Source organism: Novosphingobium gossypii (genome assembly GCF_050433305.1).
In the GTDB taxonomy this organism is placed as follows: Bacteria; Pseudomonadota; Alphaproteobacteria; order Sphingomonadales; family Sphingomonadaceae; genus Novosphingobium; species Novosphingobium gossypii.
Window position 1 is genome coordinate 119,660 of the sequence record NZ_JBNPXM010000005.1, and the last position, 21,933, is coordinate 141,592.

Consider the following 21,933-nt stretch of genomic DNA (forward strand, 5'->3'; position numbering starts at 1 on the left):
GGGTTGAGCCTAGCTTTCGGACGGGATGAGGGCAATTCATCGTCCCGGATCGAATCCGGGACGATGGGATTATGCCGGAGCGAACGTGACCGCATCCCCCACGCCGATCCCCAGCAGAGCCGCCGCCGCCTCGTCCAGCGTGCCGTCTTCGCCGACGCTGCCAAGGCATGCGCGGAAATCGGCCAGCCGTCCGGTGGCGATCAGGTGCGTCGGTTCGGTGTCCCGCGCGAGGCCTATGGCGCTGATCGTCGCCGTGCGCGCATCCTGCACGGTGCGGATCTGGTCGGTGCGGGCGATCATGGTCGGGCCGCCGTCGAAGATGTCGATGTAGTTCTGAAACGCGAAGCCCTCGCTCTCCAGCATCCGCATGGCCGGGCGGCCCGAATAGTGCGGCTGGCCCATCACCTGCCGCGCGCCTTCGGAGAGGAGGGCGGTGTAGATGGGGTGCTTGGGCATCAGGTCGGCGATGAACTGGTTGCCGTGCTTGGCGTTGAATTCGTCGGCATCGCGAAAGCTCATGTCGAAGAAGCGGCCCGCAAGGCCATCCCAGAACGGCGAATTGCCTGCATCGTCGATGGCGCCGCGCAGTTCCGCCAGCGTCGTCTCGCCGAAGCGTTCGCGGTGCATGGCGATGAACAGGTAGCGGCTGCGCGCCAGCAGCTTGCCCACGCCCGCCGACCGTTCCGTGGCGTCAAGGTAGAGGCCCCCCACTTCGCTGGCACCGTCAAGGTCGGTGGACAGGGTCAGCATCTCTGCGCGGAAGGTGCGGTCCAGTTCCTTGGAATGCTGGGTGATGCGCCCGATGCGGTACGAATAGAACGGCAGTTCGGTGCCCACCTGCGAGAACGCCTGACAGGTGCCGCGCACTTTGCCCGTCTGCGTATCCTCAAGGATGAAGGCGAACAGGTCGTTGGCGATTTCGCCATCGTCGCGGGCAAAGCACTTTGCCGCGCGTTCCAGCTTGCCCTTCAGTGTCGGGCGGTCTGGCGGCAGGTTGGTGAAGCCGCCGCCGGTGCCCTTCGCCATGCGATAGAGCGCCTCAAGGTCGCCCTCTTTTGCGGTACGCAGCAGGAAGGTCATGCAGCGAGTCCTTCACGATCGAGGCGATGGAGGACAAGCGCCGTAAGGCGGGCGCGGGCGTCTAGCGAACTGGCGATCATGAACTCCTGCGGTGAATGGATCGAGCCGCCCAGCGCGCCCATCGTGTCGAGCACGGGGACACCGCAGGCGGCGATGTTGTTGCCGTCGCATACGCCGCCGGTGTCCTGCCAGCGCATGGACTGGCCAAGATCTGCGGTGGCTTTGCTGACGAGGCCGAACAGCGCTTCGGTCTGCGGCGTGATGGGCTTGGGCGGGCGAGAAACATGGCCGTGGAGGTGGATATGCACATCGTGCGCGGCGCTGACTTCGGCCACTGCTTCGTCCACCAGCGCGCGGGCCGCTTCGGCCAGATCCGGAGAGCGGGGGCGCAGGTTGAAATGCAGGATCGCCAGATCGGGCACGGTGTTGTTGGGCGCGCCGCCTTCGATCCTTGCGGGGTTGATGGTCAGCCCATCACGCACGCCCTTAGCAAGGCGCATGGCAAGGTCGCTTGCGGCGACAAGCGCGTTGCGACCGTCCTGCGGGTTGCGCCCGGCGTGGGCGGAGCGGCCCGTCACCACCGCGGCGTAATTGCCCGAACCGGGGCGGGCGCGCGCCATCGAACCGTCGGGCAGGCCGGGCTCGTAGGTAAGCGCCGCCAGCTTGCCCTGGGCCAGCTGCGCGATCAGCGCGGCGGAGGACAGAGAGCCGGTCTCCTCGTCGCTGTTGATGAGGACGTCGTAGCCCAGAGTCGGATTGCCCCGTTCGTAGGCCGCCAGCCCGGCCAGCATCAGCGCAAGGCCGCCCTTCATGTCGGCCGTACCGGGGCCGCTCACAGTATCCGCATCCAGCCACGTCATCGTCTGGAACGGGTGATCGGCGGCGTAGACGGTATCCATGTGGCCGGTCAGGATCACCCGGCGCTCCGCCTGCGGCCTGACCGAGAGTACGAGGTGCCGGCCATGGCCCACTTCGCGCAAGGTGCCCTTGGCGTCCACTTTCTCGACCGGAGCGGCATCGACCAGCCGCACTTCGCCGGGCAGCGCGGCGAAGGCATCGGCAAGGCGGGTTGCCACTACAGCCAGCCCGTCGAGGTTGCCGGTGCCGCTGTTGATCGCCGCCCAGTCCAGCGTATGCGCCAAAATGGGCGCACGCTCTATCGGGGCCAGAAGGTCCAGTTCCTCGACGGCAAGCGCGCTCATGCGGTAAGCTTGCCGGCCAGCGCGCCAAGGTTGCCCTGCGCGTCCGCCGCCTCGAAGCTGGCGACCGGGTAGGCGCAGTAATCGGCGGCATAGTAGGCGCTGGGGCGGTGGTTGCCGCTGTCGCCAAGCCCGCCAAAGGGCATCGATCCCGCCGCGCCGGTTGTCGGGCGGTTGCGATTGACCACGCCCGCACGGATTTCGCGCGCGAACCGCTCCCACAGCGCATCGTCCGCGCTGACAAGGCCCGCAGACAGGCCAAAGCGGGTGTTGTTCGCTGCCTCCATCGCGGCGTCGAAATCGGGCACGCGGCTGACCTGCAGCACGGGGGCGAAGATCTCCTCGTCCGGCACGAAGACGCCCGTGACGTCGAGCATCGCCGGAGTGACGAATGCGGCGGAGCGGCCCTCCACGCCGGAGAAGGGCGCGATCACCTTTGCCCCGCGCGCCACCAGATCGTCGAAGCGCGCGCGGGCGGCGGCAGCGGCGGCATCGGAGATGAGCGGGCCGATCCACGGCTCGGGTGTCTCGTCCCAGGCGCCGATGGTCACGCGCGCGGCCATCGCGGCGACGGCATCGACCAGTGCGGTGCCGAACGCGTCGTCCGGCACGATAAGCCGCCGCGCGCAGGAGCAGCGCTGGCCGCTGGTGATGAAGGCGGATTGCACCACGACCGATGCGGCTTCCTCGACGTCGGCGGCGTCCCACGCGACCAGCGGGTTATTGCCGCCCAGTTCGAGCGCAAGGATCACGTCGGGCCGGTCGGCGAAGATGCGGCGGAAATGCGCGCCTGCCGCTGCCGAGCCGGTGAATAGCAGCCCGTCGATGTGCCCGTCGACCAGCGCTTCACCGCTCTCGCGCGCGCCCTGGATGCACTGGAAGACATGGGGGTGGTCGATCAACGCTTCGGCCCAGCATTCGGCCATCGCCGCGCCGGTCGCGGGGGTCATTTCGGAAGGCTTGAAGACCACCGTATTGCCCGCCAGCAGCGCCGGAACGATGTGGCCGTTGGGCAGGTGACCGGGGAAGTTGAACGGGCCGAGCACCGCCATGACGCCGTGCGGACGGTGACGCAGCACGGCCTGACCGAACGGCATGGCGCTCTGCCGTTCCCCGGCGCGCTCGGCCTGCGCGGCGATGGAGATGCCGACCTTGCCGATCATCGATGCGAGTTCGGCGCGCGTCTCCCACAAGGGCTTGCCGGTTTCGCGGGCGATGATTTCGGCGATGGCGTCCTTGCGGGTTTCAAGCGCGGCGCGGTAGCGCTCCACCACGGCAACGCGGGCTTCCACCGGCAGTGCGGCCCATGCCGGAAACGCCTGTCGCGCGCGCATCAGGGCGGCAGCGACCGCTTCGGGACCGGTGGCTTCGCCGCTCCAGACCTGCGCACCGCTGGCCGGATCGATGGAATGAAGCACGGTCATTTCGGGTTCCTCTTGCGGTCGATGGCGGCGATCTGTGTGAATGGCGTGGGAGCCGGATGCCGCCCGGTTGTTTTAGGCTATGAGCCAAGACATAGGAACACGGCGCGGGGAAGTCCATCGGCATGCCCCGCCCCCGGCGAAGCGATCAGGAGCAGGCATGACGATGACCTTGATGCAGCGTATCGGCACGGACATTCCGCTGGTGCAGGCGCCCATGGCGGGCACCAGCACGCCGGACATGGCCGCAGCCGTATCGAACGCCGGGGCGCTCGGCTCGATCGCGGTGGGCGCCACCGACGCGGCGGGCGCGCGGGCGATGATCGCGGAGACGCGGGCGCGCACCTTGCGGCCCTTCAACGTGAACCTGTTCGTCCATCGCACTCCGGTGGCGGACCCCGAGCGCGAGACGGGATGGCTGGACTGGATGCGTTCGCTGTTCGTCGAATTCGGCGCGGAGCCGCCGCAGGCGCTGCAATCGCCCTACACCAGCTTTGCCGACGATGCCGAGATGCTGGCGCTGCTGGTGGAACTGGCGCCGCCGGTGGTGAGCTTTCACTTCGGCCTTCCCGGCGCCGAGGCGATCGCCGCCCTGCGCGAACAGGGCGTGCTGCTGCTCGCCACCGCGACCAGCATCGAAGAGGCGCGGGCGATAGAAGCCGCCGGGATCGACGGCATCGTGGCGCAGGGCATCGAGGCGGGCGGTCATCGCGGCATGTTCGACCCCGGCGCATTCGACGCGCAGCTGGGCACAATGGCGCTGACCCGGCTGTTGGTGCGCGAAACCCGACTGCCGGTGATCGCGGCGGGCGGCATCATGGATGGCGCAGGGATCGCGGCGGCGCTGGATCTGGGCGCGGCGGCGGCGCAGCTGGGCACGGCCTTCGTGCTGTGCCCGGAATCGGCGGCGGACGAAGCCTATCGCGCCGCGCTGACGGGGCCGGGCGCGTGGCGGACCACGCTGACGCCGCTGGTATCGGGCCGACCGGCGCGGGCGCTGGCGAACCGCTTCACCGCACTGTCCTCCGAGGTGGGGGACCGTCGGATGCCGGATTATCCCATCGCCTATCATGCCGGAAAGGCGCTCAACGCTGCCGCCAAGGCGCGCGGAGAGCACGGCTTCGGCGCGCAGTGGGCCGGGCAGGGCGCCCCGCTGGCGCGGGCGATGCCGGCGGCGGAGCTGGTCGCTACGCTGGCCGCGGAAATGCGCGCGGCAAGGGGGCGCGGTTCGTAACCCCGCCCCTCGCACCCGCATCACCCGTGGGCGCCGAACTCGTTCGCCAGTGCGGTGGTGATCCGCAATGACAATCCATAAGACCGCGCGATCGGGTCGATGAAGTCCTTGTGGATCTGCGCATAGCCGGTCGCGCTGGAATCCGGGTAGTCGCTGGGGGCGTCCACCGCGAAGTCGCCGATGGACGGGAAATGCACCGGGAAGGCGCGGCGCAGCTGGGCCAGACCGTCTTCCACGCGCAGGGTGAAGAACATCTCAAGCACGTCATCGCGGCTGATGTCGTTGGCGCGGCTGAACTGCGGGGTCATGACCGATCGCAGGAACATGTGTTGGAACAGTGCGATGCGCAGCGCATGCAGAACGCCCAGCGACCGGCGCGTATGTTCGCGGTCCTGCTGCGGGGCTTCGTCGGGTATAAGATCCAACAGCCGGTGCAGCTTGAGCGCGTCGACCCGCAGGCGCGACGCAAGGCGGCGGTACACGCCGACGCGGTCGTCGCGGGTCAGGTATTCGGCCAGCTTGAGGCAGGCGTCCGAGATGTTCTCCTCGCCGCCGCGATAGGGACGGCTGGCCCAGTAGGCCGAGTTGAACAATTCGCCATAAGCCGACACCGTCTTGATCGAGGCCAGTGCATTGGCGGCGCGGGCCAGCCGGATGATCTGCCGCCCGCGTGCCGATTCGCGCAGCAGCCCGGCGATCTCCTCGCGGTTGCCGTCCGCCGCCGTGCCGATGCCCGCGATCACGTTCACCGGATAGCCCAGCTGCTGCAGGATCGCGTTGTGCGGGATCGCGCGGATCTGGCGCAGGTTCATCGTCCGGTCGGAAGCGAGGTCCGACTGGCGGCGCGCCTTGCGGCTGCCGGTGTCGTTCAGCAGGCCGAGGCCGAACGCGGTGATCGCGCGGCTGTAGGTCGAGCTTTCCAGATGGCCGTGCTGCACGGCGCGGATGGCGCGGTAGAAGTCGAGGGACAAGTCGGTGCGGCGATAGAACAGGTCGGTCGGCACGTTGACGTCGGCGTCCCACAGCGGACGCTCCGCCATGCGGGTGAGCGTAGCCAGCGCCAGTTCGTCGGACCCGAACCACAGATAACCGTCGCCACCCTGGAAGCTGACCTCCGGCTCCAGCCGGATGCCTGCACGCAGGAACCGGCGGCGGGCCCAGGGGGATAGCTGCCAGTCGAACCGGTCGTCGATGCTGGACGGGTGGCAGCCGCGGCCCATCGATTCGCCGCCGGTGTTGAAGATCAGGGCGCAGACGTCCGACAGGCCGTTGGCGGCCATGGCTTCGGACAGGCGGCCCTGCAGGCGTTCGATGGCGAGCGCTGCGGGCACCTGCCCCACGAAGCGGCCCGCGTCCGAGAACCCGGTCTGGATCGACACGCGCCCGCGCCGCCGTGCGTAGTCGCGGTAGGCGGGTTCGGCCAGCACCGCGTCGAGAAAGCGCCCGCCGTGTTCCAGCGCGGTTTCGGTCTCGAACAGGGGGGACACGTCCACCTTGTCGTCGATCCCGAACATGCGCGCGAAGTATAGCGCGGCGAGCACGGTGGTCGGCTCTTCGCACTCTGCCACGAGCATGCGGATCGGGGCGTCGGCGTCGATGTGGCTCAGGATCTGCGCCATCGCCAGGAACTGGCGCACGGCGGTGCTGTTCTCGATCGCAAGGGCGGCGAAGTTGGAGCGCAGCGGCTTCACTTCGGCCAGCAGTTCGCGCATCCGCACCAGCGCCGCCTGGCTGGCGAGGCTGAGCTTGCCGTCCGGATCGATGCGGCGGCGTATCGCGTTCTGCAACTGCGATGCGTTCACGCGGAAGTGGATGCCGCCCATGCCGAGGCCGTCGGCGCGCATCGCGGCGGCCACGACCAGCAGATCGCGGGCCTGTTCCTGATCGGCGTGGCGAGCGTCTTCCTCAAGCCGGGTGATGACGGCGTCGAGGCTGACGATCTTGTCGGGGTGTTCGGCGCTCAGCCCGTTGGCGGCGGCGGTGAGCGCGTCCGGGTCGGTAAGATCCTGCCTGAAGGCGCTGACGGCTTCGGCGGTGTGGGCATGGGCGCGCGACAGCTGGGCGGCAATTTCCGGCGCGACCTTTTCCAGCGCGGCAGCGTAGCCGGCCAGCCGCTGGGCCTTCTCTTCAAGCCGGTAGCGGATCGAAGTAGACCACGAAATGTCGGTGCGCCCGTCCATGTCGTAGCCGACCCAGTGGGCGAAGCGCACCGGCATCGGGTTCAGCCCCTTCCACCGCTTGGGCCAGCGAGCGGCGGCAAGGTCGAACAGGCGCGCGTTGATCCGGTCGCGCGCCTTCTGGCCGCGTGCCATCGCGGCCATCGCGGCGTCATGCTCGGAATCGAGGGTGATCGTATCGCGCGCGGGCGATGCGGCGCAGACCGAAGCCTCGCTGAAATCGCCGTTGGAGGCAGAGACGGTCACCGCCTCGGTCTGGGCGGCGCTCAGCAGGAAGGTCGGGTGCGCAGTGAAGACGACATGCGCCGCCGGGCGCTGCCAGCGCAGCGCGAAGGCGCTGAAATCGTCTTCCTGCGCGCTCTTTTCGGCAAGGGCGTCAAGTGCCTTGTCGTTGTCCGCGATAGGCAGGGTGCCCAGGATGCGGTCGAGCCGGGCGGCGCGGGCGCGCAGGCCCTCGCACTCCATCTCGGCGACGAGCGCCTCGATGTCGTCGAGTGCCATTTCGCCGTTCTCCAGCGCCCGCGACAGTTCCAGACCCAGCTGGAACACGGGGTTGAAGATCGGCGACACCGCCGTGAACTTGTGCAGTTCCTTCAGCCGGGCGTCGAGCGCCTCGACCGTGGTCAGCGCTCCGGCGCCCGCCCCCCCGGCGCCCATCAGCGCGCCAGCCCCGCAGCGAGGCGTGCTTCCGCCTCTATCTTCACGACGTCCGGCTTGCCCTTGGGCACCATCCAGCTGCCGCCGACGCAGATCACCGCATCGAGGCCCAGCCATTCGGGCGCGTTCTGCGGGGTGACGCCGCCGGTCGGGCAGAACTTCGCCTTCGCAAGCGGGGCGGAGATCGCCTTCAGCGCAGGCGGGCCACCGGCGGCCATGGCGGGGAAGAACTTCAGCCGGTCGAACCCGCATTCCAGCGCGAACATCACGTCGCTGGCGTTGGCGGTGCCGGGAAGAAACGGGATTTTCGACTTGTAGGCGGCCTCGGCCAGGTTCGGCGTCAGGCCGGGCGAGACGATGAACTCGGCCCCCGCATCGATCGAACGCTTGAGGTCGTCCGGCGTCAGCACCGTGCCCGCACCGACGACGGCGCCGGGAACCTGCTTCATCACCCGGATCGCCTCGATCGCGCATTCGGTGCGCAGCGTCACTTCCAGCGCGGGCAGGCCACCGGCCACCAGCGCCTCGGCGATCGGCAGGGCGTGTTCGATGTCCTCGATGACCAGAACCGGGATCACCGGGGCAAGGCGCATCACGCGTTCGACGGCTTCGGATACAGTGGTCATGACTGGAGGTGCTCCCTTGCGAATGCGGCCGCCGCGCCGAACAGGCCGGGCTGCGGATGAGTGATGAGCTTGACGGGCAGGGTGGCCATCAGGCCGGCGAAGCGGCCCTTGGCGCGGAACCGCTCGGCAAAGCCCGAAGTCTTGATGGTTTCACGAATGCGATAGCCAAGGCCACCCGCGATGACGACGCCGCTGGCACCCTGCGCCAGCGCGCAGTCGCCCGCCGCCGCGCCCAGTGCCAGACAGAAGCGGTCCACGGCGGCAACGGCGATGCTGTCCGAACCCTCGGCTGCGGCGGTCCAGATCTCGACGTCGGTCAGTTCGTGGATCGCCTTGTGCTCCATCGCGGCCAGTGTCGCATAGATATCGACGATGGCCGGGCCGGAGACGACGCGCTCCACAGAAACACGGTTGTGGCGCTTTCTGAGGCGGGCAAGGATCGCATCCTCGATCTGGTCGAGCGGGGCATAGTCGGTATGGCCGCCCTCGGTCGCCTGAACATGGTAGCCCCCCTTGCCGTCGCGGTAGAGGTGCGCGACGCCAAGCCCGGTGCCCGGTCCCAGCACGCTGAGCGTGCCCGAACGCGGCAGCGGCGTGTCGGGGCCGGTCAGGTGCAGGAAGTCTTCGTCCCCGGCGCAGGCCACGGCGTAGCCGACGGCGGCGAAGTCGTTGATGATCGTCTGGCGCGTCGGCCCCAGCATTTCCTGGATGCGCGCGGGGCGCAGGATCCAGGGGTTGTTGGTGAACTTGATGACCTCGTTGCCGACCGGCCCCGCCACCGACATGGCTACCGCATCGGGCAGGGTGCCCCCGTTCATCGCGCGGAACGCCTCCCACGCCAGTTGGAAGCTGCCGTGGTCCTTGGTGTGCAGGGTGGCCGGTTCGCCCAGCGTGATCCTGCCGTCATCGCCGATGGTGGCGATGGCGAAGCGGGCGTGCGTGCCGCCGATGTCGACGGCGACGATCTGCGTGCTCACAGGCTGTACGCTCACAGGCCCGCGACTTCCAGCATCGACGACCCGCCGTGCTCGGCGCTCGACGCATTGATGCGGAACATGGCGAACAGCTCGCGGCCCGTGCCCATGGCGGGCGGGGGCGTTGGCGCGGGTTCGCGGGCGGAAAGGTCGGCGGTGGTGGAGATGGTGCCGTCCTCTGCCGAAAGCCGCACGATGTCGCCATCGCGCAAGTAGGCCAGCGGCCCGCCGGCAAAGGCTTCGGGGGTGACATGGATCGCGGCGGGCACCTTGCCCGAAGCGCCCGACATGCGCCCGTCGGTGACGAGCGCGACCTTGTGGCCGCGATCCTGCAGCACGCCCAGCGGCGGGGTCAGCTTGTGCAGTTCGGGCATGCCGTTGGCGCGCGGCCCCTGGAAGCGGACGACGACGATCACGTCGCGGTCCAGTTCGCCCGCCTTGAACGCCTTTGCCACGCCTTCCTGATCGTCGAACACACGGCATGGCGCCTCGATCGTCCAGCGTTCGGCATCGACCGCGCTGGTCTTGAAGGTGCCGCGGCCCAGGTTGCCGTCCACCAGGCGCATGCCGCCGTCCGGCAGGAACGGGTTGGCGACCGGGCGAAGCATCGTATCGTCGCCGCTGACCGCAGGGGCGGGCGTCCAGGAAAGGGTATCGCCCTCCAGCACCGGTTCCTGCGTGTAGGCGCGCATGCCGCCTTCGGCCACGGTCAGCACGTCCTCATGCGCCAGCCCGGCGTCGAGCAGTTCCCGAGCCACCCAGGCCATGCCGCCCGCTGCGTGGAAGTGGTTCACGTCGCCCGAACCGTTGGGATAGGCGCGGGTGATGAGCGGGACGACGGCGGAAAGCTCGTCGAAATCCTGCCAGTCGATCAGGATGCCGCCCGCGCGCGCCATGGCGGGAAGGTGGATCGCATGGTTGGTGGAGCCACCCGTTGCCAGCAGGCCGGCGATGGCGTTGACGATCGCTTTTTCGTCCACGACCTTCGCCATCGGGCGATAATCGTCGCCCTTGCGCGTCATTGCGGCAAGGCGGTGCGTGGCGGCGCGGGTCAGCGCGGTGCGCAGCGGCGTGTTGGGGGGCACGAAGGCTGCATTGGGGACGTGCAGGCCCATCATCTCCATCATCATCTGGTTGGAGTTGGCGGTGCCGTAGAAGGTGCAGGTGCCCGGCGAGTGGTAGCTGGCGCTTTCGCTGGCGAGCAGTTCCTCACGCCCCACCTTGCCCTCTGCATAAAGCTGGCGGACTTTCTGCTTTTCCTTGTTGGAAATACCGGTGGGCATCGGGCCGCCCGGCACGAAGATCGCGGGCAGGTGGCCGAAGCGCAGCGCGCCGATGACCAGACCGGGGACGATCTTGTCGCAGATGCCCAGCAGCGCCATGCCGTCGAACATCGCGTGGGACAGCGCTACGCCGGTGGACAGGGCGATGACGTCGCGGCTGAACAGCGACAGTTCCATGCCATCGAAGCCCTGCGTCACGCCGTCACACATGGCGGGCACGCCGCCCGCGACTTGCGCAGTAGCGCCGACTTCACGGGCGAACAGCTTCATCTGTTCGGGGTAACGGCCATAAGGCTGATGCGCCGACAGCATATCGTTGTAGGCGGTGACGATGCCGAGGTTGACCGCCTTGTTGCCCGCGATCGTCGCCTTGTCCTCTCCGGAGGCGGCGAAACCGTGCGCGAGGTTGGAGCACGACAGGAAGCTGCGGTCGGAATGCCGTTCCGTCTCGCGCGCGATCATGTCGAGATAGCGCGTGCGGCTGTCCTTCGACCGTTCGATGATACGGTCGGTGACGCGCGCGACCACCGGGTGGAGGTTGGTCATGGGTGTTCTCCTGGTCTTTCGCGACATCCGGCCCGCCGCGCTTTTGCATGGAGGCGGTAACCGGTGTCAATCGCTATGTTCTGGCCCGCACGAGGATCACTCGTGCCAAGTCACTCCATCACGTTCGGCAAGGGCGATCGCCGCTGACGGGCCCCAGCTTCCGGCAGTGTAAGTCTTGGGCGTCTGCGCCTGTTCCATCCAGCCGGCACGGATTGCGTCGATCCATTCCCACTGGGCTTCCACTTCGTCGCGGCGCACGAACAGCGTCTGGTCGCCCTCGATCAGGTCGAGCAGCAGGCGTTCGTAGGCGATGCGGCGCTGGTGGTCGGCGAAGGCGTCGGGCGTCAGGATCGCCAGCGGGACGGAGCGCAGGCCGTAGCCGTCGCGGTCCAGCCCCGGCACCTTGGCCATGAGCGACAGGGTAATGTTCTCTTCCGGCTGGATGCCGATGACGAGCCGGTTGGGCACCGTCTTCGCACCGCGCCCGTGGAAGATGGAGTGCGGCACGTCGCGGAACTGCACGATGATTTCCGTGCAGCGCTTGGGCAGGCGCTTGCCGGTGCGCATGTAGAAGGGCACACCCTGCCACCGCCAGTTGTCGACATAGCCCTTGATCGCGACGAAGGTTTCGGTGTCCGAATCCTTGCCCAGTTCCTCGTCGTAGCCGGGGACGGCCTTGCCGCCGATGGCACCGGCGCGGTACTGGCCGGTCACGGTCTCTTCCGGCTTCACCTTGCGCAGGGAATGGAGAACCTTGACCTTCTCGTTGCGGATGGACGTGGCGTTGTAGGACACCGGCGGCTCCATCGCCACCAGCGCCAGCAACTGCAGCATGTGGTTCTGCACCATGTCGCGAAGGGCGCCGCTGTCGTCGTAGTAGGCGACGCGCGATTCGAGGCCGACAGTTTCCGCCACGGTGATCTGGACGTGATCGATATGTGCGGCGTTCCACAGCGGTTCGAACATCAGGTTGGCAAAACGCAGCGCCAGGATGTTCTGCACCGTCTCCTTGCCCAGATAATGGTCGATCCGGAAGATCCGGTCCTCGGGGAAGGCGTGGGCGACGGCATCGTTGATGACCTTGCTGGACGCCAGGTCGATGCCGAGCGGCTTTTCCAGGCCGATCCGCACGTTCTCACCCGCCAGGCCGCTTTTTTCCAGACCGTGGATGGTCGGTTCGAACAGGCTGGGCGCGGTGGACAGGAAGATCGACAGGCCCTGTTTCGGGGTGCCCACCTTTTCGGCCAGCGCGGTGAAGTGGTCGATCTCGTTCGCGTCGAGCGGCTGGTAGGTCAGCCGGTTGAGGAACTGGGCCATGCCGCCCCGGCGCTGCGCGGGCAGGAACTGCTCCAGCGATTCGCGCGCGAAGTTGCGGAAGCCCTGATCGTCCATGTCGGACCGGGCCGTGCCGATGATCTCGATGTCAGGAGCCAGCAGGCCTTCCGCGTCGAGCGCGCAAAGCGAGGGAAGAAGCATCCTGCGTGAAAGATCGCCCGTGGCGCCGAAGAGGAGCAGGCGATCGGAAGTGAATTGCGTCACGGTACCCTTTCCACCGGACGGACGCGCTCCTCCTCGCGGCCATCGATGCTTGTTATCAAGGCCGCATGGCTGCATCCGCTTGTCCGCAGGCCGCCATGCGGGGGCGCCATAACAAAGGCCGCCGCCGAACGCTAGGGCGGGAACGCCCCTCGGCACGATTTTGCAAACGATCTTCGCGCCGGACGGACACGGAAATGTCATTTCGGGTGTTAGTGAATACGAATGTTGCAACAATAGTGTCTTGGAAGCATGTCACGCGCCAAGTGGGCGAGGACCGCACCGGTCACCATTGCAGGAGCAGAACAGGCATGAGCATCGAGGGCGTACACCTCCTCGAACATCTCCAGACCCCCGCGATGATGATCGTGCGGGGGCAGGTGCGCTTCGCCAACAGCGCGGCCAAGGCACTGCTGGGCGCGCATATCGTCGGGCAGGACGTGCGCATCGCCATCCGCGAACCGCGCGCCGTTGCCGCCATCCTCAGCGACGAGGGCGGCTCTGCGCGGGTCAAGGGGCTGTCCACCGGCGGGTCGGTCTGGGAAGTCGATTGCAAGGTCGTGGGGCTCTACGAACGGCTGGTCAGCCTCTATGACCTGTCGGAGCGGGTCAGCGTGGCAAAGTCTCACGCGGACTTCGTCGCCAACGCCAGTCACGAACTGCGCACCCCGCTGGCCAATGTCATCGGCTATTGCGAGACGCTGATGAACCCCAAGGCGGGCGGGGACGAAGCGCTGCGCAACCGCTTCCTCGGCACCATCCGGCACGAGGCGCAACGGATGCAGGCTCTGATTTCCGACCTCATGTCGCTGTCGCGGATCGAGGCAGTGAAGCATGAGGCCCCGTCCGACAATGTGGACCTGCTGGCCATGGCCAACGAAGTCGCGGGCGAATTCAAGGGCACCATGGAGGTGCACGTCCGCAGCAACGGCCCCGAGGCCGTGGTTGCGGGCGATCGCGGCCAGCTGTCGCAGGTGCTGCGCAACCTCATCGACAATGCCCGCAAGTATGCGAAGCCCGACGGCCCGGTGGAAGTCTCGGTGGAGGCGGCCAGCACCGGCTGGGTGCTCGTCACCGTGCGCGACGAGGGGGAGGGCATTGCGCCCGAACACCTGCCGCGCGTGACCGAGCGGTTCTATCGTGCCGACACCAGTCGCAGCCGGGCGGCGGGGGGCACCGGGCTGGGCCTGTCGATCGTCAAGCACATCGTCGAGCGCCATCGTGGCCGCTTCGACATTGAAAGCCGACAGGGCGTGGGCACCACTGCCTCGCTGATGCTGCCTTTGCGCGTGGAGGTCTGACCCTACCGCTATCTCCATCTGTCATCGAAACGTCATTGAGAAGTCATACTGGCGTCACCGGAACGACACGAATCGTCCGGTGCGGACGTGTGAGGGACGGTATCGATGGGCAGGCAGCAGATCTCGGCAGTGGCTCTTGCCGTGGCGCTTGGCGGAGCGACGTGCTGGGCAACGCCAGCATTCGCCCAGACGGCTGGCGGCAGCGCGGTGACCCAGGAAGACCTGGCTGCGATGCGCGCGCAGATGACGGCCATGGCGCAGCGCATCACTTCGCTGGAAGCGCAACTGGCTGCTGCGAAGCAGGTGCCCGGCTCTCCGCAACTGGCAGCCAGCGCACCTGCCATGGCCGCCCCGGCCCAGTCCGCCGCGCCTGCGCAGGTGGCAGTTGCGCCTTCCGGGCCTGCCGCTCCACAGGCTGCACCGGCCGCCGGCGCTTCGTCCGGCCAATCACTTCCCGCGCAAGTCGCCAAGGCCGCCAGCGGCATCCGCATTCGCGGCTACACGCAAGTCCGCTTCAACGAGATCGTATCGGGCGACAAGGACGCCCCGGCAGGCCGCTCGCGCCTGCGCTCAGTGCATGACGGCAGCATCGGGCCGGACAGCAATTTCTTCATCCGCCGCCTGCGGCTGGTGTTCCAGGGCGATCTTGGTCACGGCGTCTCGTTCTATCTCCAGCCCGACTTCGCGGCGGCGGTGAACAGCCAGTCCGTGGGTGAACGGCGCGACAATTACCTGCAACTGCGCGACGCCTATGTCGACGTGGCGCTGGACAAGGCGCACCGTCTGAAGCTGCGCGTTGGCCAGTCCAAAATCCCGTTCGGGTGGGAAAACCTGCAGTCTTCGGGTAACCGCGTGCCATTGGATCGGTCCGATGCGATGAACAGCGCCGTACCCAGCGAACGCGATCTGGGCGTCGTGGCCTACTACACGCCTACCCATGTGCAGCAGATCTGGGACGATTTGGAGCATCAGGGCCAGAAGCTTTTCGGCAACTACGGCGCGTTCGGCGCGGGCGTGTTCAACGGGCAAGGCGTCAACCGGCCGGAGCGCAACGAAAGCGTCATGAGCGTGGCGATGGCGACGTGGCCGTTCCGGCTCGACGGCATTGGCCTTGACGGGCAGGTGCTGGAAGTGGGCGGCGCGGTCCTGCACAACAAGGTCCGGCCCGAAGTGCGCGCCGGCGGTGTCACCGAGGCCAATTTCGAGGAGCACCGCGTCGGGCTGCACGCGATCCTCTACCCCAAACCCTTCGGCATTCAGGCGGAATGGAATTTCGGCAAGGCGCCCGAGTTCGACACCGCATCGCAGGCGATCCAGCTCAAGAAGGCGTCGGGCGGCTATGTCATGGCGATGTACCGCATCGCGCACTTCGGCGGCGGCACGCTGATCCCCTATGCCCGCTGGGAACGCTACAAGGGTGGCTGGAAGGCTGCCGTCAACGCCCCCCGGCTCGACACCAACGACATAGAACTGGGCGTGGAATGGGCGCCGATCAAGCCGCTTGAACTCACGCTTGCCTACGCCCGGATGAAGCGCGCCGAGGCGGACGAACGGCGTAGCGGACAGGCCGAAGGCGATGTCCTGCGCGCTCAGCTCCAATGGAATTACTAAGTGCGCGAGACAGGAATTTCGCCACTTCCCGCATTCTGTCACGTTTTTGACGCAAAAGTGTCATCGAAGGCCAATAGGGGCAAACCTAAGATAGAGCCAAAGGGGGTTTCCATGCGTTCTACCAAGACCATCATCTTCGCCGCGGCTTCGGTACTTGCACTTTCCGCCTGTGGCGGCTCGGGCGGTTCCTCTGCAGGATCGCGCGATTTCGTGCGGGCCGTGGGCTCTTCCACCGTCTACCCGTTCGCCACCGCCGTGGCCGAAGCCTATGCCAAGGCGTCGGGCGCAAAGTCGCCGGTCATCGAATCGACCGGTACCGGCGCGGGCATGAAGCTGTTCTGCGCCGGCGTCGGCGCCCAGCACCCCGACATCGAAGACGCCTCGCGCCGGATCAAGAAGGCCGAGTTCGAGGAATGCCAGAAGAACGGCGTCAAGGAGATCGTCGAGGTTCAGGTCGGCATCGACGGCATCGCCTTTGCCGAATCGAAGAGCGGCCCCGGCTTCAAGCTGACCCCGCTGGACGTCTACAAGGCGCTGGCCGCCAACCCGTTCGGCAAGCCCAACACCGCGAAGACCTGGAAGGACGTGAACCCGTCGCTTCCTGCGGAACCGATCCTGGTCTACGGCCCGCCGTCCACCTCGGGCACGCGCGACGCGCTCAAGGAACTGATCCTGGAGGCCGGCTGCAAGACCGACGCCGCCACCGCCAAGCTCAAGGACAGCGACAAGAACAAGTACGAGGCGACCTGCCACGACATTCGTGAAGACGGTCCTTATGTCGATGCCGGCGAGAACGACAACCTGATCGTCCAGAAAATCTCGCAGAACCCCAAGGCCATCGGCGTGTTCGGCTATTCGTTCCTCGAAGAGAACCCCGAAAGCCTGAAGGGCATTCCGATGTCGGGCGTGACGCCCACCTACGCGACGATCTCGGACTATTCGTATCCCGGCGCGCGGCCGCTCTACATCTACGTCAAGAAGCAGCACCTTGGCCCGATCAAGAGCCTGCAGGGCTACGTGGCGGAATGGGTGAAGTCGTGGGGCACCGATGGTCTGGCCCAGAAGAAGGGCATGGTCATCGCGCCCGAGGACATCCGCAAGAAGAACGCGGACATCGTCGCCAAGATGACCCCGCTCGATCCTTCCGAACTGAAGTAAGCACCCGCAGGAAAGGGCCGGTAGGCCAGTCATGATACTTACCGCAGTTCTCCTGGCCGTGCTCGGCCTCGGCCTTGTCGGCTGGTTCGCCGCGCGCGGCCGGGCGCGGCTGCTCTACAAGGGCCGCGGGTCGATGCATTCGATGCCCGGCTATCACGGCTGGCATCTGGCCCTGTGGATCGTCGTTCCGGCGCTGGCCGCCTGGCTGGTGTGGCAGGCGGTGATGCCGGGTCTGGTCGAAGGCTCGGTCTTCGCCAGCCCCGCGGCACAGGGCCTGCCGACCGATCCGTTCCAGCTGGGCGCCATCGTCGCCGAAGCCCAGACGATCGCGTCCGATCCCAACGCCTCTGCCTTCAATCCCGAAGCGCAGGCGCTGGTCGAGCCGTTCCGGCAGGGGCAGGTCAAGTTCGGGCTGATCGGCGCGGTGATCGTGCTGATCGTGGCCTTCGCGGGCGGGGCCTTCGGCTTTACCCGTATCCGCCCCGACTTCAAGGCCCGCACCCATGTAGAGCGGCTGGTGCTGGGCGTCCTGCTGGCCGCCTCGCTGCTGGCGATCCTGACCACGTTCGGCATCGTCGCCTCGCTGGTGTTCGAGGCGGGCATGTTCTTCAAGGACGTGTCGCCGATCGCCTTCCTGACCGGCACCCACTGGTCGCCCGCCAGCACCATGGGCGACAACATCTCCGACAACTTCGGCGCAGTGCCGCTGTTCTGGGGCACGATCTACATCGGCGCGATCATCGCCATGGTGGTCGCAATCCCGCTGGGCCTGATGAGCGCGATCTACCTGACGCAGTACGCCACGCGTGACGTGCGCAAGTGGGTGAAGCCGCTGCTGGAAATCCTGGCAGGCATTCCCACGGTCGTCTACGGCTACTTCGCCGCGCTGACCGTGGCCCCCTTCATCCGCGATTTCGCTGCCTCCATGGGCATGCAGAACCCCTCGACCGAAAGCGCGCTTGCCGCCGGTCTGGTGATGGGCGTGATGATAATCCCGTTCGTGTCCTCGATGGCGGACGACGCACTGGCTGCCGTGCCGCGCGCGATGAGCGACGGTTCGCTGGCGCTGGGCGCCACCCGCTCGGAGACGATCAAGAAGGTGCTGCTGCCCGCCGCTCTGCCCGGCATCGTCGCGGGCGTCATGCTGGCGATCAGCCGCGCCATCGGCGAGACGATGATCGTCGTCATGGCTGCCGGCGCCGCCGCCAACCTGTCTGCGAACCCCTTCGCCTCGATGACCACGGTGACTTACCAGATCGTCCAGATGCTGACCGGCGACCAGGAGTTCAACAGCCCCAAGACGCTGTCGGCCTTTGCGCTGGGGCTGGTGCTGTTCATCGTCACCCTCATTCTCAACATCGTCGCCCTGCGCGTCGTGAAGCGGTTCCGCGAAGCCTATGAGTAAGTCCGACTGGAATTCGCCCGAGGCGGTCCGCCGCCTCGCGAAGCGTCACGCTGCCGAAAAGCGGTTCAAGTTCATCGGTCTGGGCGCCATCGTGCTCAGCCTGTCGTTCCTGGCGCTGCTGCTCGTGATCATGCTGCGCAACGGGCTGGGCGGTCTGGACTGGGATTTCCTGTCCGGTTCGGACTCCACCGATGCCAGCGCCGCGGGCGTGTGGGGCGCGGCCAAGGGTTCGCTGCTGACCATGCTGGTGACGCTGCTGCTCAGCTTCCCGATGGGCGTGCTCGCCGCGATCTACCTTGAGGAGTTCGCGCCCCGTCGGAAGTGGATCGAATGGGTCGAGGTGTCGATCAACAACCTTGCCGCCGTGCCCTCGATCATCTTCGGCCTGCTGGGCCTCGCTGTGCTCATCAACACCTTCCAGATGCCGCGTTCCTCGCCGCTGGTCGGTGGCCTGACACTGGCGCTGATGACGATGCCGGTCATCGTCATCTCGGGCCGAAACGCGATCAAGGCGGTGCCGCCCTCCATCCGCGAGGCCGCTTACGGTATTGGCGCGAGCAAGGTGCAGACGACCTTCCACCACGTCCTGCCGCTGGCGCTGCCGGGCATCCTGACCGGCACGATCATCGGCATGGCCCGCGCGCTGGGTGAAACCGCGCCGCTGCTGATGATCGGCATGCGCGCGTTCGTCGTCACTCCGCCGGACAGCCTGACGGCCCCGTCCAGCGTGTTGCCGATGCAGATCTTCCTGTGGTCCGACGAAATCGACAAGGCTTTCGTCCAGAACACATCCGCCGCCATCATCGTGCTGCTGGTCTTCCTGCTCGCCATGAACGGTATCGCGATCTATCTTCGCAACAAATTCGAAGTCCGCTGGTAGGGTCATGACCGAAGCAAAAATCAACTCCGCCAAAATCGCGGCTCGCAACGTCGACGTCTTCTACGGACAGAAGAAGGCAATCAACGACGTCTCGATCGACATCGACAACGGCATCGTCACGGCCTTTATCGGCCCGTCGGGCTGCGGTAAGTCGACGTTCCTGCGCACCCTCAACCGCATGAACGACACGATCGCCGGCGCCCGCGTCGACGGCCAAATCCTGCTGGACGGAGAGGACATTTACGCCACCAGCATGGACTCGGTCGCCCTGCGCGCCCGTGTCGGCATGGTGTTCCAGAAGCCCAATCCGTTCCCCAAGTCCATCTACGAGAACATCGCCTACGGCCCGCGCATCCACGGCCTTGCCAGCGCGAAGTCGGAGATGGACGGCATCGTCGAACACGCGCTGACCAAGGCGGGCCTGTGGGACGAGGTTAAGGATCGCCTGACGGACGCCGGCACCGCGCTTTCGGGCGGCCAGCAGCAGCGCCTGTGCATCGCCCGCGCCATCGCCGTCAGCCCCGAAGTCATCCTCATGGACGAGCCGTGCTCCGCGCTCGACCCGATCGCCACCGCGCGCATCGAGGAACTGATCGACGAGCTGAAGGACAGCTTTGCCATCGTCATCGTCACCCATTCCATGCAGCAGGCGGCCCGCGTGTCGCAGCGCACGGCGTTCTTCCACCTCGGCAGCCTGGTGGAATACGGCGAGACGGACCAGATCTTCACCAATCCGCGCGAAACGCGCACCAAGGACTACATCACCGGCCGCTACGGCTGATCGGTGAAATGACAGGGAAAACGCCATGGTAGACCATACCGTAAAGGCTTTCGATTCCGAGATCGGCCAGCTTCGCGGCCTCGTCGCCGAAATGGGCGGCCTCGCCGAAGTCGCCATCCGCGACGCAATCACTGCGCTCGTCCAGCATGACGAGGAACTGGCCGCACAGGTCGTCGCTGCCGACGCTCGCCTAGATGCGCTGGAGGCCGAGGTGGACCGCCTCGCCGTGCGCACCATCGCCCTGCGCGCGCCGATGGCCGACGATCTGCGCGACGTCATCGCCGCGCTCAAGATCTCCGGCGTGATCGAGCGCATCGGCGATTATGCCAAGAACATCGCCAAGCGCGTCAACGCGCTGGAAGGGCGCACCAAGATCGATCCGGTCACGCTGGTGCCCGCCATGGCCGAGATCGCCGAGAGCATGGTGCGTGACGTTCTGAACGCCTACGGTTCGCGCGATGCCGCGCTCAGCGTCGAGGTGATCCGCCGCGACCAGAAGCTGGACCAGTTCTACAACACGCTGTTCCGTTCGCTGCTGACGCACATGATGGAAAATCCGGCCACGATCACCAGCGCCGCGCAGTTGCTGTTCATCGCCCGCAATTTGGAACGCATCGGCGACCACGCCACCAACGTGGCCGAGATGGTCTACTACGCGGCGACCGGCGAATACTGCACCGAACGCGATTCGCTGACCGACGATACAGCTGCAGGGATGCTGTCATGAGCGCGGCCTCCATCCTCGTCGTTGAGGACGACGCTGCGCTGAGCGAACTGCTGACCTGGAATCTGTCGGCCGAAGGGTACGACGTGCGCTCCACGCCCGATGGCGAGGAAGCGCTGGTCATGGTGCGCGAACAGACGCCCGACGCCATCGTGCTGGACTGGATGATCGAGCAGGTGCCCGGCATCGAGGTCTGTCGCCAGCTGCGCAAGGACAAGGAAACCGCGCAGGTTCCGATCATCATGCTGACCGCGCGCGGTGAGGAAGAGGACATGATCCGCGGCCTCAAGACCGGCGCGGACGATTATGTCACCAAGCCGTTCTCTCCCAAGGAGCTGATGGCTCGGATCGAGGCGCTGCTTCGCCGTGCGCGCCCGTCGCTGGCGGGCAGCGTGTTGTCGTGGGGCGACATCGAACTGGATGCCACCAGCCACCGCGTCCGCCGTGGCGGCGAGGCGCTGCACCTTGGTCCTACCGAGTTCCGCCTGCTGCGCTACTTCATGGAACGCCCGAACCGCGTGGTTTCGCGCCAGCAGATCCTGGACGGCGTGTGGGGCATGGATTCGGACATCGACGAACGCACCGTTGACGTCCACATCCGCCGCCTGCGCAAGGCGATCAACCGCGACGGCGAGACGGATCCCATCCGCACCGTCCGGGCGGCAGGCTACGCGATGGACGTGGCCTGAGATTTACCTCGTCGGTGCAAACCCGATCAACAAGAAGGGGCCGCCATCCAGCGGCCCCTTCGGCGTTTTATCCCAGCAAGCCCGCAGTCTGGGCCAGCAGCCACAGGCCGATACCCAGGAACAGCAGTGCCGCCACGGTGCGCACGACGTTCAGCGGTACGCGCTTTATCAGTGCATTGCCCAAGAACACCGCCGGGACGTTGGCGATCATCATGCCGATGGTGGTGCCCATCATCACCGGTACCACGCTCTGGAACCGGGCGCCCAGCGCCACAGTGGCGATCTGGGTCTTGTCGCCCATCTCGACGATGAAGAACGCGATGGCCGTCGCCAGGAACGGCCCAAACCGGCTGGGTTTCGCCTCCTCGTCCTCGTCGAACGTGTCGGGGATAAGGGTCCAGCCAGCCATCAGGATGAAGCTGGCGGCGACCAGATAACGGAACCAGCGCCCATCCAGGAATGCCGCCGCCTGCTCGCCGACGAGGGCGGCCAGGAAGTGGTTGGCGATCGTGGCGACGAAGATGCCCGCCACGATCGGCCAGGGCCGCTTGAAGCGGGTGGCAAGGACGATGGCCAGCAGCTGGGTCTTGTCGCCGATCTCGGCGAGGGCGACCACGGCGGTCGAGGTTAGCAGGGCTTCCAACGCAGGGT

At 66.8% G+C, this 21,933-nt stretch carries 18 protein-coding genes; 9 read left to right on the plus strand and 9 right to left on the minus strand.

Features of this window, described 5'->3' with window-relative positions; translation table 11 throughout:
- Positions 1-69: 69 nt before the first annotated feature.
- Genes GGR40_RS11430 through astD form a run of 3 tightly spaced genes read right to left on the minus strand, consistent with a single transcriptional unit; the run spans position 70 to position 3,703 of the window.
- A complete protein-coding gene (locus tag GGR40_RS11430) occupies positions 70-1,080 on the minus strand; it encodes an arginine N-succinyltransferase (RefSeq protein WP_429276362.1) in 1,011 nt (336 codons plus the stop codon).
- Positions 1,077-2,282: a hydrolase gene (locus GGR40_RS11435; RefSeq protein WP_429276363.1), complete on the minus strand. Its 1,206-nt coding sequence runs from the start codon at positions 2,280-2,282 to the stop codon at positions 1,077-1,079. The genes GGR40_RS11430 and GGR40_RS11435 overlap by 4 nt, the downstream gene beginning before the upstream one ends.
- Entirely contained in the window at positions 2,279-3,703 is a 1,425-nt protein-coding gene (astD, locus tag GGR40_RS11440; protein WP_429276364.1) for a succinylglutamate-semialdehyde dehydrogenase, read from the minus strand. Before astD ends, GGR40_RS11435 begins: the two co-directional genes overlap by 4 nt.
- 163 nt (positions 3,704-3,866) lie before the next feature.
- Between astD and GGR40_RS11445 the strand changes: the two genes are divergently transcribed.
- Entirely contained in the window at positions 3,867-4,934 is a 1,068-nt protein-coding gene (locus GGR40_RS11445) for an NAD(P)H-dependent flavin oxidoreductase (RefSeq protein ID WP_429276538.1), read from the plus strand.
- Between the two features lie 20 nt (positions 4,935-4,954).
- Here GGR40_RS11445 and GGR40_RS11450 read toward each other — a convergent pair whose 3' ends face one another.
- The 5 genes from GGR40_RS11450 to zwf form a co-directional block, all read right to left on the minus strand.
- Complete coding sequence (locus GGR40_RS11450; protein WP_429276365.1) at positions 4,955-7,768, minus strand: phosphoenolpyruvate carboxylase; 2,814 nt, start codon at positions 7,766-7,768, stop codon at positions 4,955-4,957.
- Entirely contained in the window at positions 7,768-8,394 is a 627-nt protein-coding gene (gene eda / locus GGR40_RS11455; RefSeq protein ID WP_429276366.1) for a bifunctional 4-hydroxy-2-oxoglutarate aldolase/2-dehydro-3-deoxy-phosphogluconate aldolase, read from the minus strand. The genes GGR40_RS11450 and eda overlap by 1 nt, the downstream gene beginning before the upstream one ends.
- Entirely contained in the window at positions 8,391-9,371 is a 981-nt protein-coding gene (glk, locus tag GGR40_RS11460; protein ID WP_429276367.1) for a glucokinase, read from the minus strand. The genes eda and glk overlap by 4 nt, the downstream gene beginning before the upstream one ends.
- 11 nt (positions 9,372-9,382) lie before the next feature.
- Positions 9,383-11,197, minus strand: a complete 1,815-nt coding sequence (gene edd, locus GGR40_RS11465) for a phosphogluconate dehydratase (RefSeq protein ID WP_429276368.1) — start codon at positions 11,195-11,197, stop codon at positions 9,383-9,385.
- A 96-nt stretch (positions 11,198-11,293) separates the two neighbouring features.
- Positions 11,294-12,736 (minus strand): glucose-6-phosphate dehydrogenase, encoded by a 1,443-nt coding sequence (gene zwf, locus GGR40_RS11470; RefSeq protein ID WP_429276369.1) that lies wholly within the window; start codon positions 12,734-12,736, stop codon positions 11,294-11,296.
- 308 nt (positions 12,737-13,044) lie between these two features.
- Between zwf and GGR40_RS11475 the strand changes: the two genes are divergently transcribed.
- The 8 genes from GGR40_RS11475 to phoB all read left to right on the plus strand — a co-directional run bounded on the left by GGR40_RS11475 (position 13,045) and on the right by phoB (position 21,282).
- A complete protein-coding gene (locus GGR40_RS11475; protein WP_429276370.1) occupies positions 13,045-14,034 on the plus strand; it encodes a sensor histidine kinase in 990 nt (329 codons plus the stop codon).
- Positions 14,035-14,139: 105 nt separating this feature from the next.
- The gene (locus GGR40_RS11480; protein WP_429276371.1) at positions 14,140-15,645 is read left to right on the plus strand and encodes a porin; all 1,506 of its coding nucleotides are present in this window, start codon (positions 14,140-14,142) and stop codon (positions 15,643-15,645) included.
- Between the two features lie 111 nt (positions 15,646-15,756).
- Positions 15,757-16,803 (plus strand): substrate-binding domain-containing protein, encoded by a 1,047-nt coding sequence (locus GGR40_RS11485; RefSeq protein WP_429276372.1) that lies wholly within the window; start codon positions 15,757-15,759, stop codon positions 16,801-16,803.
- Positions 16,804-16,834: 31 nt separating this feature from the next.
- Positions 16,835-18,208 (plus strand): phosphate ABC transporter permease subunit PstC, encoded by a 1,374-nt coding sequence (gene pstC / locus GGR40_RS11490; protein WP_429276373.1) that lies wholly within the window; start codon positions 16,835-16,837, stop codon positions 18,206-18,208.
- A complete protein-coding gene (gene pstA / locus GGR40_RS11495) occupies positions 18,201-19,088 on the plus strand; it encodes a phosphate ABC transporter permease PstA (protein WP_429276374.1) in 888 nt (295 codons plus the stop codon). Before pstC ends, pstA begins: the two co-directional genes overlap by 8 nt.
- Before the next feature lie 4 nt (positions 19,089-19,092).
- Positions 19,093-19,869 carry a phosphate ABC transporter ATP-binding protein PstB gene (pstB, locus tag GGR40_RS11500; RefSeq protein ID WP_429276375.1) on the plus strand — a complete coding sequence of 259 codons (777 nt, stop codon included), beginning with the start codon at positions 19,093-19,095 and terminating at the stop codon, positions 19,867-19,869.
- Between the two features lie 25 nt (positions 19,870-19,894).
- Positions 19,895-20,596, plus strand: coding sequence for a phosphate signaling complex protein PhoU (gene phoU / locus GGR40_RS11505; RefSeq protein ID WP_429276376.1), 702 nt, complete (start codon positions 19,895-19,897; stop codon positions 20,594-20,596).
- Positions 20,593-21,282 carry a phosphate regulon transcriptional regulator PhoB gene (gene phoB, locus GGR40_RS11510; protein ID WP_429276377.1) on the plus strand — a complete coding sequence of 230 codons (690 nt, stop codon included), beginning with the start codon at positions 20,593-20,595 and terminating at the stop codon, positions 21,280-21,282. The genes phoU and phoB overlap by 4 nt, the downstream gene beginning before the upstream one ends.
- A gap of 67 nt (positions 21,283-21,349) precedes the next feature.
- On the opposite strand, the gene GGR40_RS11515 is transcribed toward phoB, so the two are convergent.
- The gene (locus GGR40_RS11515) at positions 21,350-21,925 is read right to left on the minus strand and encodes a TMEM165/GDT1 family protein (protein ID WP_429276378.1); all 576 of its coding nucleotides are present in this window, start codon (positions 21,923-21,925) and stop codon (positions 21,350-21,352) included.
- Positions 21,926-21,933 lie beyond the last annotated feature (8 nt).

Coding starts and splice junctions, on each gene's coding strand:
- GGR40_RS11430 (WP_429276362.1), bottom strand. CDS start 1,080: ATGACCTTCCTGCTGCGTACCGCAAAAGAGGGCGACCTTGAGGCGCTC.
- eda (WP_429276366.1), bottom strand. CDS start 8,394: ATGACCACTGTATCCGAAGCCGTCGAACGCGTGATGCGCCTTGCCCCG.
- GGR40_RS11485 (WP_429276372.1), top strand. CDS start 15,757: ATGCGTTCTACCAAGACCATCATCTTCGCCGCGGCTTCGGTACTTGCA.
- pstC (WP_429276373.1), top strand. CDS start 16,835: ATGATACTTACCGCAGTTCTCCTGGCCGTGCTCGGCCTCGGCCTTGTC.
- pstA (WP_429276374.1), top strand. CDS start 18,201: ATGAGTAAGTCCGACTGGAATTCGCCCGAGGCGGTCCGCCGCCTCGCG.
- GGR40_RS11480 (WP_429276371.1), top strand. CDS start 14,140: ATGGGCAGGCAGCAGATCTCGGCAGTGGCTCTTGCCGTGGCGCTTGGC.
- GGR40_RS11450 (WP_429276365.1), bottom strand. CDS start 7,768: ATGGGCGCCGGGGGGGCGGGCGCCGGAGCGCTGACCACGGTCGAGGCG.
- edd (WP_429276368.1), bottom strand. CDS start 11,197: ATGACCAACCTCCACCCGGTGGTCGCGCGCGTCACCGACCGTATCATC.
- GGR40_RS11435 (WP_429276363.1), bottom strand. CDS start 2,282: ATGAGCGCGCTTGCCGTCGAGGAACTGGACCTTCTGGCCCCGATAGAG.
- phoU (WP_429276376.1), top strand. CDS start 19,895: ATGGTAGACCATACCGTAAAGGCTTTCGATTCCGAGATCGGCCAGCTT.
- GGR40_RS11475 (WP_429276370.1), top strand. CDS start 13,045: ATGAGCATCGAGGGCGTACACCTCCTCGAACATCTCCAGACCCCCGCG.
- astD (WP_429276364.1), bottom strand. CDS start 3,703: ATGACCGTGCTTCATTCCATCGATCCGGCCAGCGGTGCGCAGGTCTGG.
- phoB (WP_429276377.1), top strand. CDS start 20,593: ATGAGCGCGGCCTCCATCCTCGTCGTTGAGGACGACGCTGCGCTGAGC.
- GGR40_RS11445 (WP_429276538.1), top strand. CDS start 3,867: ATGACCTTGATGCAGCGTATCGGCACGGACATTCCGCTGGTGCAGGCG.
- pstB (WP_429276375.1), top strand. CDS start 19,093: ATGACCGAAGCAAAAATCAACTCCGCCAAAATCGCGGCTCGCAACGTC.